The sequence below is a fragment of the Phocaeicola sp. genome, assembly GCF_057861905.1.
The window spans coordinates 39,281-54,136 of sequence record NZ_DBMACV010000001.1; the positions used below are offsets into that span (position 1 = coordinate 39,281).

Annotated in this window: 11 protein-coding genes; 10 read left to right on the top strand and 1 reads right to left on the bottom strand. The window is 44.0% G+C overall.

From position 1 onward, the window contains the following. Positions 1-2 precede the first annotated feature (2 nt). The 6 genes from ACZM60_RS00140 to ACZM60_RS00165 all read left to right on the top strand — a co-directional run bounded on the left by ACZM60_RS00140 (position 3) and on the right by ACZM60_RS00165 (position 9,194). Complete coding sequence (locus tag ACZM60_RS00140) at positions 3-1,670, top strand: RagB/SusD family nutrient uptake outer membrane protein (protein ID WP_489520488.1); 1,668 nt, start codon at positions 3-5, stop codon at positions 1,668-1,670. A 67-nt stretch (positions 1,671-1,737) separates the two neighbouring features. Next, complete coding sequence (locus ACZM60_RS00145; protein ID WP_489520489.1) at positions 1,738-3,423, top strand: DUF5018 domain-containing protein; 1,686 nt, start codon at positions 1,738-1,740, stop codon at positions 3,421-3,423. An 88-nt stretch (positions 3,424-3,511) separates the two neighbouring features. After that, positions 3,512-4,918: an alpha amylase family protein gene (locus tag ACZM60_RS00150; RefSeq protein ID WP_340319627.1), complete on the top strand. Its 1,407-nt coding sequence runs from the start codon at positions 3,512-3,514 to the stop codon at positions 4,916-4,918. A gap of 100 nt (positions 4,919-5,018) precedes the next feature. Continuing rightward, positions 5,019-6,311 carry a DUF4434 domain-containing protein gene (locus tag ACZM60_RS00155; protein ID WP_489520490.1) on the top strand — a complete coding sequence of 431 codons (1,293 nt, stop codon included), beginning with the start codon at positions 5,019-5,021 and terminating at the stop codon, positions 6,309-6,311. 87 nt (positions 6,312-6,398) lie between these two features. Further along, complete coding sequence (locus ACZM60_RS00160; protein ID WP_489520491.1) at positions 6,399-7,814, top strand: sialate O-acetylesterase; 1,416 nt, start codon at positions 6,399-6,401, stop codon at positions 7,812-7,814. An 81-nt stretch (positions 7,815-7,895) separates the two neighbouring features. Beyond that, positions 7,896-9,194 carry an alpha amylase family protein gene (locus ACZM60_RS00165; protein WP_489520528.1) on the top strand — a complete coding sequence of 433 codons (1,299 nt, stop codon included), beginning with the start codon at positions 7,896-7,898 and terminating at the stop codon, positions 9,192-9,194. A 694-nt stretch (positions 9,195-9,888) separates the two neighbouring features. Here ACZM60_RS00165 and ACZM60_RS00170 read toward each other — a convergent pair. Beyond that, complete coding sequence (locus tag ACZM60_RS00170; protein WP_022384518.1) at positions 9,889-10,353, bottom strand: helix-turn-helix domain-containing protein; 465 nt, start codon at positions 10,351-10,353, stop codon at positions 9,889-9,891. A 145-nt stretch (positions 10,354-10,498) separates the two neighbouring features. On the opposite strand from ACZM60_RS00170, the gene ACZM60_RS00175 reads away from it, so the two are divergent. The 4 genes from ACZM60_RS00175 (at position 10,499) to ACZM60_RS00190 (ending at position 14,535) form a co-directional block, all read left to right on the top strand. Next, positions 10,499-10,690, top strand: a complete 192-nt coding sequence (locus ACZM60_RS00175; protein WP_172774760.1) for a hypothetical protein — start codon at positions 10,499-10,501, stop codon at positions 10,688-10,690. An 11-nt stretch (positions 10,691-10,701) separates the two neighbouring features. Continuing rightward, the gene (locus ACZM60_RS00180; protein WP_172774761.1) at positions 10,702-11,016 is read left to right on the top strand and encodes a hypothetical protein; all 315 of its coding nucleotides are present in this window, start codon (positions 10,702-10,704) and stop codon (positions 11,014-11,016) included. Between the two features lie 76 nt (positions 11,017-11,092). Beyond that, on the top strand, positions 11,093-11,296 hold the full coding sequence (locus tag ACZM60_RS00185; protein WP_260400840.1) for a MerR family transcriptional regulator: 204 nt from the start codon (positions 11,093-11,095) through the stop codon (positions 11,294-11,296). Continuing rightward, entirely contained in the window at positions 11,293-14,535 is a 3,243-nt protein-coding gene (locus tag ACZM60_RS00190) for a DNA primase (protein ID WP_489520492.1), read from the top strand. The genes ACZM60_RS00185 and ACZM60_RS00190 overlap by 4 nt, the downstream gene beginning before the upstream one ends. The last annotated feature ends 321 nt before the right edge of the window (positions 14,536-14,856 follow it).

The window sequence follows — 14,856 nt, forward strand, 5'->3', positions numbered from 1 at the left end:
CTATGAAAGCAAGAATAATAGGTTTATGTATATTGGGAGCTTCATTCGGATTGAGCTCTTGCAATGATTTCTTGGATATGACTCCGACTAATAGTATTTCGGATAAGATGCTGTGGAGTACCACTACAGATGCTGAATATGCTGTCAATGAGTTATATAAGTACTTTTATAATTTAAGTAACTTTGCTTTGGAAGAATGTGCTGCCGGTATGACCGAAGCTTTGACCGATGAACTGAAGTATGGTTCCTACAATTATAATGCTCTTTGTTTTATTCCCAGTGAGATAGCTTACGGGGGTACGACCTTACAGCCTTCTTATGTAAGTACCTATCTTGGCAATTGGGAAAATCTGTACGAGTATGTGCGTCGTACGAATGAAAACCTTTCCAATCTGCATAAGTATGCTACATTTAGCAGTACCGATGCTGAACGTTTTGAAGCAGAAATGCGTTTCATCCGTGCTTTTTTGTATTTTGACTTACTCAAGCGTTACAAGGAAGTGATTATTTATAATGAGGACATGACACAGATCGTTCGTGACAAGGCGTTGAGTTCGGAAGAGGCTGGTTGGGACTTTGTGGAAGAAGACTTGAATTATGCTGCCACCCATTTGCCTGATCAAGCAAACGCCAAAGGACGTATAGACAAAGGTGCTGCTTATGCTTTTCTGACCCGCGCAATGCTTTATGCAAAACGTTATGATAAAGTCAAATCAGCAGCAGAAGAAGTGCAGAAACTGGGATATACATTGGAAAGCAATTATGCAGATTCATATTCAAAAACGATACTGAATGGTAATAAGGAAGCCATTTTGCAGTATTGCTTTGACCGGACAATAGGTCATGACTTTGATACTTACTATACTCCCGGTGGTGACTATAGGCTGATTGGTGTAAATAGTGGTGGATATGGTACTCCTACTCAGGAAATGGTGGAATCTTATGAATTGGCTGAGGGTGGTTTCCCTGACTGGTCAACCTGGCATAACACTGAAGGAGTAACTGATACTCCTCCTTATGACAAACTGGAGCCACGTTTTCAGGCTACCATCCTTTATAACGGGGTTACGTGGAAAGGTCGTACCATCGAGACTTTTGTGGATGGTTTAGACGGTTGGTGTCAGTGGAATAAAGATAAAACTCCCGAAGGCAGAAGTACTACAGGTTATTATTTGCGTAAGTTAGTTGATGAAAATCATAATCTTGCTGATATCGATGTGAGTACACAACCTTGGACTGTTATCCGCTATGCTGAAGTTTTGCTGAATTATGCTGAAGCTTGCTATCAAACAGGTGATAATGCTGGAGCCAATGAGGCTATCAGAACGGTGCGCTCTCGTGTAGGGCTTCCTTATTCGGATAAGAGTGGCGATAAGCTTTGGAAAGCCATTGTTCAGGAGCGTAAGGTGGAATTGGCATATGAAGGACAGTGGTATTGGGATTTGCGTCGTTGGAACGTTGCTGCAAAATCATACGAAGAAGGTGGTTTGAACGGTTATCAGGTTCATGGCTTGAAGATTGAGAAACAAGCCAATGGAGATCTGAAGTACACTTATGTATCGTGCGATGATAAAGATCGTAACTTTCCGGAAAAGATGTATCGCCTTCCATTGCCTCAATCAGAGTTGGATAATAATAGTGCTGTTACCCAATATCCGGAGTGGAAATAATAAGGAGGATGGATAACGTCTTGCTTCAAATGATCACGGATATCCATTAAATCTAAAAACAATGATTATGAAAAAGATATATTTATTATTAGGCTTGTTGTCTATAATGACAGCCTGCCAGGAGCCTGAGTATGTGCTCCCTACAGCAGATCGTCAAGGTATTACGAGTCTTACAGCTATCTTTACTTCAGGTCCTTTTACCGATAAAGAGATTGTAAAGTATGCGATAACAGATGCTTCGGCCGACAAGTATGTAATACCTATTCCGTGGTTCTATCCGGAAGATAGTGAGGATGAGACTACACCGTATATGACGGCCGTTAGAGTAAGGGCTGAGTTAGCTCCTAATTGTACAATTGAGCCCAGTCTGACGGTACTGGATCTTACAAAAGATAACTATTTTGTATACACTAATGCCCAAGGTGAGAAGCGTGATATTTGCATTACAGGCGAACGTACGAAGTCTGACAAATGCGAGCTGATATCTTTTTCACTGGTCGACCCAGTTGTATCCGGTGTCATTGATAATAGCTCAAATACAATTTCGTTGATTAGTGCGGATGATTTGAATTCTTGTCTGGCTGATATTACTTTGTCGCCTCATGCTACCATTACTCCTGATCCGCGTGTTGAGGCTTTAGATTACAATGATGATGTAACGTTCACAGTAGTAGCTCATAACGGAGTAGACAAGAAAGAATATGTAGTTAGAAAGACCATACCGGAGAAGATTCCATACGGATTCAATGCACCTCTTGAAGAGCTGTTCAATCTGGATGCGACGGCTGGAGCTGGTATTCCTTGGAATGACACTAATGCTCCTACGTTGGGTGTTGTAGGTGGACAGTTGCTTGTCTGCATGGGCGACGGAACAACTCCTCTTTACTTTAATCAGGAAACAGGTAGCAAGGGCGGTACTATTAATTTGGGTTCGGCACAAGCCGGTTGTATCACCAGTGATGAAGGTGGACATCTGCTTATCTGCAACAAGGTAGATATAGGCGACCAGTGTAATATCTTCATGACATCTTCAGTAAAAGATACTCCTCAACTTTTCTACTCGTTCACTAATACCGCAGGATTACCTATGGGTGCTAAGATGAAAGTGATTGGTGATGTAACAAGCAATGCAGTCATTATCCTGACGAATGATGGTGTTAGCGGAGTGACCAACTCGAGTGCCTTTACACGTATTGTAGTGAAGAATGGTGAAATCCAGACTCCTGAGGTTGTCGATATTTCATCTACTGGCTTAGCATGGGGAGCTGCTCCGGTTAATTCGACTTCTGTAGTTCCGGCTTCAACTAATGTTACTGATGGCTATTTCTTGTCATACTACGATGCCAATATTCTGACTTATCTGAATGGTAACAATCAGATAGCCGCACAGTTGGCGAATACCAGTGGCAATAGCTGGGCACAGAACCAGAACTGTCTTGATACTAAGACGTTCAACAATGCTAACTATCTGGCTATGTTGCTTGTCTCTCACTTCCCGCATTGGGGTGTTGGTCCTCAGGTATATTTGTATGATGTCACAAGCAAGGGCTCTTTGGGTAATGATGTCTTTACCTCTCCAGCACTGGTATTCAAGGCCGATGCTTTGAACTGGTATCAGCAAGGTGACACGAAGACTGCTTCGGGTGACGTGCTGATTGCTCCGGCTACCAACGGCTTCAAGATTTACGTTTATTACTATGACAATAATAGTGCTACTATCGGTGGTTTCTCTGCTGATTGTATTCAGAAATAATTGAGTTAATTAAGAATATCCAGGAGTCTTGGAGAACTGAGTCTCCTGGATTTTTACAAAATGAACCATTGGAAAATAATTATTTGCGATGAAGTTTTTTAGATATTCTAATACCATTGCGGTTTTGTGTTGTATGTTCTTGTTAGGAGCTTGCAAAGACAGCAATGACGGTATACCTGGTTGGCCTTGGGAAGAAGATACGGATGAGCCTGAGCAGCAGGTTGAGGTTAAGCCTCGTTTTGTTTGGATTGATGCAGCTGCTAATTTTCCCGACTATGCCAATAGCAAAGAAAATATAGAGCGCGATTTAACTAAAGCTAAAGAAGCCGGTTTTACTGATGTTGTGGTGGATGTACGTCCTACTATGGGTGATGTACTGTTTCAGACATCAGCTGTAGAACAGGTGAAGAAGCTGGACTATTGGAGTGATAATGGTTATGCTTATTTTGAGCGTACGGCAACGTGGGATTATCTGCAAGCCTTTATTGATGCCGGTCATAAATTGGGACTGAAAGTCAATGCTTCTATCAATACTTTTGTAGGTGGTAACCTTTATCCTTATGGCTTGGGAGAACAAGGATTGCTCTTTAGAGATCCTTCTAAGAAAGAATGGGCTACTACGCTTAATCTGGAAGGGGGGCTTACCAATGCCATGGATATGACGGCAGCAAACGATCCCGACAATGTATATGGTACAAAATTCCTGAATCCTGCCAATGATGAAGTTCAACAGTTTGTTCTTCAGTTGTTGGGTGACTTGGCTAAGTATGATATAGATGGTATTTTCTTGGATCGTTGTCGTTATAATGATTTTGCTTCTGATTTTTCGACTATTTCCAAACAAAAGTTTGAAGAATATATTGGTGAGACAGTCGAAAACTTTCCCGAAGATATTATTCAGCCAGGGAGTAGTTATTATCCGTTACCTTCTCCGCAGCCTAAGTACATGAAGCAGTGGTTGGAATTCCGAGCTAAAGTTATTCACGATTTTATAGCCAAGGCGCGCGATAAAGTGAAATCAGTTAATCCTGACTTACGCTTTGGTGTATATGTGGGTGCTTGGTATTCAACTTACTATGAGGTAGGTGTCAACTGGGCCAGTCCTAAGTACGACACTTCTGCCGAGTATCCTAATTGGGCAACAGCCAGATACAAAGATTATGGCTATGCCGATATGCTCGACTTTATGTTGCTTGGCGCCTATGCTTCTGCTGATGAGATATATGGGAGCGGAGAGTGGAATATGCAAGGTTTTTGTACAAATGCCAAAAAGCTGTTGATGGGCGATGTCAAGTTTGCCGGTGGACCGGATATAGGTAATAGTACAGGTTGGACAGAAGGCGGTCAGGGAGATAAGATTCCGCAGACTATAGATGCCTGCATCAATGTGGCTGATGGCTATTTTGTCTTTGATATGGTACATATTAAAATGTACGATTACTGGAACGACTTCAAGAAGGGATTCGACGATTATTTGAGTTCTGTACAGCAATAGATTGATTTATTTTAAAACTGGAACATCCTCCTATTAATAAAAAGAAGCTGTCTCTTGCATTTACATTAGTTGAAAGAGCAGCTTCTTTTATAATAATATTATGAAGATTTCAATACTTGTTTTATTCTTTTTCTGTTTGTTGCTTCCTTTCAATACAAGAGCTTCTAAACAATTGATTGAGGCTACTTTTATTCAGCCTTATCTGGTGGAGCAATGGAATGATACCCGCTGGAAGCAGGAATTCAAGGTACTCAAGTCTGCTGGTATGGAATATGTTATTTTCATGCATACGGTTCATACGGACCAAAAAGGGAACACTACGGCGGTTTATCCTTCTACTATACCGGGTGTATTGGGTAACAAGAACGATTTACTTGAAAACTGCCTGCGTAATGCTCGTAGGGCGGGATTTAAAGTATTCGTAGGACTAAATTTCAATGAGGCATGGTGGAAAGTTGATTTTACTCCACAATGGCTTATGCAGCAGATGGAGCTTGGAAATAAAGTAGCAGAGGAGTTAATCGGACGTTATAAGTCTCGTTACAAGGAGACTATGTGTGGCTGGTATTGGACTTGGGAGGTAGATAATTCATACTGTAAGACACCAATGTATCGAGAGTTCCTTGTTAAGGCACTGAATATTAATTTGGATTATCTACATCAGCAAACCAATAATATGCCATTCTTATTGTCTCCCTTCATGAATAGTAGAAATGGAACTCCGATCCAATGTGCCGAGATGTGGAAGTATGTGTTGAACAATGCTCATTTTCAGAATGGGGATATTTTTGCACCACAAGACTGTATCGGTTCAGGTTTCCTCAATTTAGGTGAAGTGGCTGACTGGTTTTCAGCTTTGTCTGTTGTTATTCCGAAGACTCCTCACATCCGTTTTGTAGCCAATGTGGAAATGTTTGATCAGCGTTTTTGGACGTCGGCAACTTTAGACAGAATTCAAAAGCAGATTGACTTGCTTACTCCATATGTTTCTGGGTTCATTTGCTTTTCTTATTCCCACTATTATAGTCCTTGGTTATGCCATCCGGCTTTCCATAAATCCTATATTTATTATGTTAGAAAAGGTCACTTGCCTCATCTTGCTACACCTTTGCCTGTGGTTGGACTAACTTATATGCAGGATGAAAAGCAGGACGTATTTTTGTCATGGAGGGGCAGATACAAGTCGCAGGCTGTAGGTTACCATATATATAAGGATGGGCAATTGGTAGGCGATGTTCAGCGTACGACAAATGAGGTAGAACCATTCGGTATGTTTACCGTCAAAGGGCCTGGTACATATGAAGTGGCTGCTTACAACGTGTGTGGAACCGAGTCGGGTAGGGACCAAGTACTCGTTCCTGATTATTTGTTTGAACAACGAGCCTGTGAGTAGATTACTTGTCAGGGGAAATGCATATAGTCAGACACTGGAATGAGAGTGAAATATTTCTAAATGAATTTGTAAAAAGAAAATGAAGTTATGAAAAGATTGCTTAGTTTGTTTTGCTTGTTGCTGTTTTGGTCAGCTCTCTATGCCAAAGTGACACTCCCTTCTATTTGGGGTGACGGTATGGTGCTGCAACAGCAGTCAAAAGTTGTTTTCACAGGTCGGTCGACTACCGGTAAGAAAGTATATGCTATGGCTTCGTGGAACAATAAAAAAGTTTACGCCGACCGTCGGGAAGGGCAGCTGTGGACGCTGACGCTGGAAACTCCGGTTTATGGTGGTCCTTATACCATTACGTTCAGCGACGGTGATAAATTGGTCTTAAAGAATATTCTGATTGGTGAAGTTTGGTTTTGTTCCGGTCAGTCCAATATGGAGATGCCGGTCAAAGGCTTTCGAGGTCAGCCAGTCTATGGTTCTCAGCCTTACATTGTATCGGCTAATTCCAAGCGCTCATTAAGGCTCTACACGGTGAAGAATGCCTGGAGCACTACTCCGAAGACGGAGGGTATTGATGGATATTGGACCGAACTTTCACCTAAAGAGGTAGCCAATTTCAGTGCTACTGCGTATTTTTTCGGTGATTTACTCCAGCGTACGCTGGATGTACCTATAGGTTTGATACATTGTGCATGGAGCGCTTCAAAGATAGAGGCTTGGATGAGCCGTGAAACGTTGGAGCCGTTTACGGAAGTAGAGTTACCTGATGTGAAGGCTACAGAATTCGGTTGGCCGGCTGGTACACCTACTTTATTGTGGAATGCTATGGTCAATCCTTGGAAAGGTTTCCCTGTAAAAGGAGTTATCTGGTATCAGGGAGAGGCAAACAGTGCGGATCCGGTTCTTTACAAGAAACTTTTTCCAGCTATGGTGGCCGAGTGGCGTACTTTTTTTCAGTCACCCGAGATGCCATTCTATTACGTTCAGATAGCCCCCTGGGAATCGGAAGGCTGCGATAAGTTCGACTGGGCTCTCTTCAGACAGTGTCAACTTGAATTGATGCATGATGTGCTAGGCACAGGCATGGTGATTACTACAGATGCTGGCAGTGAGAAATTTATTCATCCACCTTATAAGATAAAAGTTGGCGAACGTCTGGCTTATTGGGCACTGGCACGTACTTATGGTTTGGAAGGTTTTATGTATTCAGGACCCATCTATCGGCAATGTCAGATGAACGGTCAGCACGTTGAGGTGGATTTTGAATTTGGTGAGGATGGCCTTGGACCTGAAAACCAATTGGTAGAAGGCTTTGAACTTGTCGACAAAGCAGGTAATATATATCCTGCCAAGGCTGAAATTATCGGTGGCAGTTCAAAGGTCAAAGTATGGAACGATTCTGTTCCGAATCCGGTAGAAGTACGCTATTGCTTTCGCAATTACAAGGTAGGGACCTTGCAGAACAATGCTGGGCTTCCGGCTGCTCCTTTTAGAGCGGTGATCAAATAGAAAGATATTAACTAATAAAACATGTAGGTACCAATGAAAAAATTAAGTTTGAAAAAATCTCTTTTACTGCTTGCCTCGGGAATGCTTGTATTGTCATCTTGCGGTGGAACTAAGAAAATGGTCAAAGCGGAAGAGCCTCCAGCCAAGCCAGCACTGATGTGGTTTGATGCCGAAGCCAACTTCGGTCGTTTTAATCAGAAAGACTCCATTGACTATTATTTGCAGAAGATAAAGTCGCTTGGATTCACACATGCCATTGTCGACGTACGTCCGATTACTGGTGAAGTACTCTATGACAGTAAGTATGCTCCGCGCATGGAAGAGTGGAAAGGGGCCAAGCGTGGAGACTTTGATTATTTGGGCTATTTTATTCAAGAAGGACATAAATTGGGATTGCAGGTACATGCATCATTGAATGTGTTCTGTGCCGGTCACAATTATTTTGATCGTGGCTTGGTCTATACTGGTCACCCAGAATGGGCATCTATGGTTTACGATCCAGAGAAAGGGATTATCTCTATCATGGAGGAAAAACATAAGTATGGTGCCATGATTAATCCGCTCAACGAGGAATATCGTAAACATATCATCAATGTGCTGAAAGAGTTGGTTGGCAAATATCCCGATTTGGACGGACTGATGCTCGACCGTGTACGCTACGATGGTATCAGTGCCGACTTTTCACCGCTTTCGCGCAGTAAGTTTGAGGAATATATTGGCGCTAAGGTGGAGAATTTTCCACAAGATATCCTGACCTGGGAAAAAACGGCTGACGGAAAGTTTGTTCCTAAATTTGGAAAGTTGGCTTTGAAGTGGTTTGAGTGGCGTACGAAGACGATTACTGACTTTATGGCTTTGGCCCGCAAGGAAGTGAAGGCTGTGAATCCCAATATATCGTTTGGCACATATACAGGTGCTTGGTATCCATCTTACTATGAAGTAGGTGTGAATTTTGCCAGCAAGGACTATGATCCCAGCAAGGATTTCGATTGGGCAACTCCTGAGTATAAGAACTATGGTTATGCCGAACTGATAGACTTGTATGCTACGGGAAATTATTACACGGACATTACGATAGAAGAATATCTGAAGAACGGTCATAGCGTTTGGAACGAAACAGATAGTCAGGCCCAGTCGGGCACATGGTATTGTGTGGAAGGTTCGTGTCAGCATCTGCGCACTATATTGAAAAACAATAAGTTTATGGGTGGAGTCTTAGTTGATCAATTCTATAACAATCCAGCTAAGCTATCGAAAGCAATAGCCATGAACCTGAAGCTTTCCGACGGTCTGATGGTGTTCGACATTGTACATATCATCAATAAGAATCTTTGGAAAGAGGTGGAAGAAGGCATGAGAGAAGGAGGGGCCTGCCGATGAAAGGACATGTCTATTCGTTGGATGCCCTTTAAGCTTCATCGATTTTATAATCGGTCAGGAGTTCCATCTATAAAAGGGACACTTTCTGATTTGCTTATTCGCGTACAAAGAACTTCTTTCAAAATGTCCTATTACAGGTTGATATAAAGAGATTAACAGCCCTGTTTGTAATCTTGTCGTTATTCTATATTCTGAGGAGGATTTTATAGTGTGAACCGTCTAAGCGCAAATCAGGCTGTAACTACCGTAGAACGGTGAATTACAGCCTGATATAAAAATAATATTTTAAAGAGATTATTCCTCTATTGCCGCCTGCGCCGCTTTAATACCTCATTGGTATTGAGTTGATTAGCCTCCATTGGGAAAACAAATGAAAAACAAATGTTTTGCATATAAAATGCGGATGAAAGCAAAATATCAACTTCGGTGCAGTTTTTTTAGAGCTTGTCTTCGACTGCAGCTTGCGCCACTCTAATTAGATATTCATATTCAATGAGTTATGTACTATGTAGAAAACAAATAGCAAACAGTCTCGTGAATTTGATTTCTCTTATCGAGTTCCCATCGAATATCCAAACTCAATAGCTGTCGAAATGATAGCAATATATATTTGAAAACCAGATAACTACCGATATTGGTGTAAACATTCTGCGCTACTATGTGCCAATCATCATATTGACCACAGTATTCAATGTTACATATTTTGCCTCCTTTCTTTTAGTAGTTCTATAATTGCGTCTTTGTCCTTCAGATTGGAGTCCAGACGGATAATTTGTGCATTCAGGCTGTCTATCTGCTCCTTCAGTAGCTTGATAGTGCCGTTCAAGTTTTCCACCTTGGTCTGTTCGGCGGTAAGCTGGGCTGCAAGTCCGCTATCGCCAATGTTGTTATTGGCATCTCCCCCGTCCAATGCCACTGCCGCGAGGTATGCGGATATCTGGGGATTGACCGGGCAGAACAAGGCGAAAAAATTAAAGTCCAACGCCTTGCAAGCCTTGACAAGCCGCTTGGTCTCCATCGTCTCCCTTTCCAGAAGGCGGTTGATATGCTGTTGGGGGATGCCAAGCCTGCGTCCAAGTTCGGACTTAGAAAGGCCGAGTTCGTTGCGGCGTTGGTCAATAGCCTGTCCCACATGTACGTCTTTTATATCTATATTCATGGGTCAAACCTTAAATTGCAATATTAAATCAACAATTATCAAACAAATATTTGGCTATATAAACCTTTTTATGTTATTTTGCCGATGATATAAATTGAATTATCGACTACAAAGTTAAACATTAATCATTAAACAAACAAATATTATGGCAGAAAACATGGAAAAAATCCGTCCTGCGCTTATCGCACTCGAAGTTGGCGATGAAATCACCTTCCACATCTCCAGGTTGAAAAGCGTCCGAACCCAAGCCTCAGAACTTGGTGCCATTTATAACCGTCAGTTCAAGACACGGACGGACAGGGAGAAGCAGACCATAACCGTAATGCGTACCTTGTAAATCCTGGATTTATGCAGTTCCTCCAGTTTTTAGACCGCCTAATCCCTTATGACACATTTCTGAATGACCTTGCGGCAAGGATTGTCAAGTACTTGAAATCCGACAATGCCGATCCGGAATTTGTCAGTCAGAGAAAGGCTTATGAAATGTTCGGCCGCCGGAATGTCGAAAGATGGAGACGGCAAGGGAAAGTGGTGTGTTACAAGAGACCCGGCAAAGTGGAATACAGGACGGCAGACCTACGCCTCCTGCAACGCACGGTTCAGGACTATTTCGACAACACTTCTTCCGATATAAACGAAAATAGTTTAGACACAAAGAGATAAGAAAACAATATCAGGATATGCCAGTGCTGTAACTTATGAGACCTACGGAACAGGCATACGATAAAATATTAAGCGGATGAGAGAATTAGTGCCAACATGTGACCCGGAAGGGGTTTATTCGGTCAAACGTACTTGCGCAGAACTGGGTGTCAGTTACAAGACGCTTAGAAAATATAAGGCCAGCGGCTATATCAAGCCGCTTAATCCCGATAATGCCAGCCGGCCAAAATACTCCGGCCAGTCCATAATTGACTGTTGGAAACTCCTGACCACGTTATGATAAGCGAGTCAACAATCAATAAGGTCAGGGAGCTTTCCATCGAGGATGTATTGGAGCCGTATGTCAGACTGTCAAGGAAAGGCTCGACCCTGATGGGCGTTTGTCCGTTCCATGAGGAGCGGACCGGCTCCTTTTCTGTCAGTCCGGGAAAGAACCTGTTCCACTGTTTCAGCTGCAACCGTGGCGGCGATGCCATCACATTCATCATGGAGAAAGAGAATCTTTCCTTCATGGAAGCCATCGAGTTCTTGGCCAAACGGCACAATATTTCCATTGAGTATGTGGAAGGACAGGACAAGGAGCAGACTGCAAAAATTCGGCACAAGGAAACGCTTCTTGCCACACTCGGCCATGTACAGGACTTCTTTGTAGGCAGCCTGCTGGTGCCGGACAGTGATGAAAGCCGCCTTGCCCGTGAATATGCTTACGGAAGATGGCCGGAAGAGTTCTGTTCGGTCGCAGGCATCGGGTACGCGCCACGTGACGGAGGTGCGTTCATGGAGTTCTGCCGGACAAAAGGACTGGACGAGGATGTACTTTTCGAGCTGGGGTTGCTCCGGCGCGGAGATGACGGTCGTGTGTATACCATGTTCAGACACAGGATAATGATTCCCATACGCAACAGATGGGGGCGCATCATCGCTTATACCGCCCGTTACATCGGGAACAGCCCGAATGCACCGAAATACATCAATTCGCCAAACAGTGCGGTATATGCTAAGGGTGAATGTCTGTTCGGCATAGACAGGGCGAGCCGTGAACGCAATGCGGAGTACTTCATCATCGTGGAGGGTGCGCCCGACGTGCTGCGTATGCAGTCCGTCGGCTACGACAATACCGTGGCCGCATTGGGTACAGCATGGACGGACAGCCAGTTTGAGCTATTGAAAAAATACACCTCTTCATTATGCTTTATCCCCGATTCCGATGTCAGTGACGGCAAACCCTTCGGTCCTGGGTTTGAGGCGGTCATGGCAAACGGGACAGCCGCAGTCAGGAAAGGCTTCCATGTAACCGTCAGGGAACTGCCGTTTGCCGAAATCCCCGACGGTAAAAAAGGCTGGGAAGTGAAACCCGGAAAGAACGACGCCGACAGCTTCATTCATTGCCGGGAGGATTACATCTCATTGAAAGAAAGGCTGTTTATTGTCTGGCTGGCACAGAAACGCTTTCTTGTAGCGGATTCTTTGGTGGAAGAACGGAAATGCGTGTCAGAGATTGCCGACCTGATGCGCTATGTGAAAGACCAGCTGGTGTTTAACCAGTGTATTGACGAACTGGCCAAAATCTACGGAAAAGCCAAATTGTGGCGTGATGCCGTAACGCAAGCCCGTGGAGAGGCGCGGAAAAGGCAGGACAAACTCACACCGATGGATGAGAGGCAGCGTGAAGCGGAATTATTGCGCCAACACGGGCTGTTCATTCGGGAGAACTGTTATTACGCCACCGGGGATGACGACGAGGAGCCGTCAAGGATTTCCAACTTCATCATGGAACCGCTGTTCCACATCGAGGACGAGAACAACGGCACACGCATCTTCCGTATGCGTAACACCTATAATATATGCCGTGTCATTGAGCTGAGGGAGTCCGAATTGTGTTCGCTAAACAGCTTCCAGCAGAAGGTCGGCTCCGTGGGCAACTATGTGTGGTTGGCAAAAATCGACAAGCTCAACCGTGTCAAGGAGTACTTGTACTCCCAAACCGATACAGCGGAACGGGTGCGCAAATTAGGATGGAACGCCACAGAAGGTTTCTTCGCCTTTGGGAATGGACTTCTTGTCAATGGAAAATTTCAAGCTGTGGATGACCTTGGCATTGTCCGTGGTGTCAGCGGAAAGGCGTACTACATTCCTGCCATGTCCAAAATCTACATTCATAACCCGGAGATTTTCCAGTTTGAGCGTCTGATGGTACACGAGAACCGCAACGGCATAAAGCTATACGATTATGTGAAACAACTGATGGAGGTATTCGGCGAGAACGCTACCGTTGCTTTCTGCTACCTGCTTTCCACTTTGTTCCGTGACATCGTTTTCAAACGGACACGCCATTTCCCCATTCTCAACCTATTCGGCGAGAAGGGAACAGGAAAGACAACGCTTGCCACTTCATTGCAGGCGTTTTTCCTGCACGGCGTTGACCCTCCTAACCTCGGTGTCACTTCCGTACCGGCCATGAACGACCGGGTTTCACAGGCGGTCAATACGCTCGTGGTACTTGACGAGTACAAGAACGATCTCGACATCCGTAAGATTGCTTATTTGAAAGGTCTTTGGGGAGGCGGTGGCCAGACAAAGAAAAACACGGGTGCGGACGGTATGGCGGCACAGACTATAGTCAGTACGGGCGTGGTGCTTTGCGGACAGGACAAGCCCACGCAGGATATGGCACTCTACACCCGTGTCCTGTTTCTCGCTTTTTCCAAGACCTCGTTCAGCCAAAAGGAGAAAAGCCGCTATGAAGATTTGGTAGCCTTGTGCAACTTGGGACTGACACACATGACCATAGAGATACTGAATCACCGGGAGTTGTTCGAGAAGAACTTTTCGGACACCTATTCCATCGTAAAACGGGAACTGGCCACCAAGATGGAAGAGGAGACGATACATGACCGAATTTTCGGCAACTGGGTAATTCCTTTGGCCACGTTCCGCACGTTGGAAACCGTGCTGGATGTGCCTTTCAGCTATACCGACCTGTTCGATACCGCAGTCAAAGGAATGTGCGTCCAGAACGAGCTTGCCCAAGAAAGTTCCGAAGTTGCCGATTTCTGGAACATGCTGCAAGGCTTCCAGACGATGGGTAAGTGCGTAGAGAAAGCGCATTACCGCATCCGTTACCTGAAGAGCTTCCGTCCGTTGGCTGCCAAGGAAGAAATCGAGTTCATGGAATCACGTCCCATTCTTTACCTGAATATGGCAGCCGTGGCTTCCCTGTTCAACAGCCGTAACCAAAATGCCACGGCCAACCGCTCCAACTGGTCAACCATCATGTCCTACCTCAAATCGCATCCGTCATTCCTTGGACTGAAGCAGGACAGGTTCACCATACTATTGCCAAATGGTCTGCCGGATTACACGATAGAGGTGTCAGGCGGCCAACAGCTTAAGAAAGTCAAGGTCAACCGTCCGAAAGCGTTGTGTTTCGACTACTTACAGTTGAAGGATATGTTTGGGCTTGACCTTGAAACGGAAATGGTTCAAGACGAGATGGATTTAGCAAATGAGGTCTCATGAAATGAAACAGTTCATTATTCCTCATCTTGCTTTATAATCCATGAACCGTCTTTGCGACCGCCTTCCCTTGATATGATGCCTAATTCTTGAAAAGTTGTAATGTCACATTTGTCTTTAGGGACATTTCAGATATGGTTAGGCCTTTATTCTCACGGATTAAAACTAACGCAATCATCTGACGTTCAGTTATTTCTTTCGTGACATGCTTTTGTCCTCTAATATGTAAGACAAGTTTTACTATTATAAGTTCAGGCTGTTTTACTGCAAAATACCCGGTTGGCCCAATGCTGAATAGTTCAAACTAAGGAAATAAATCAATTT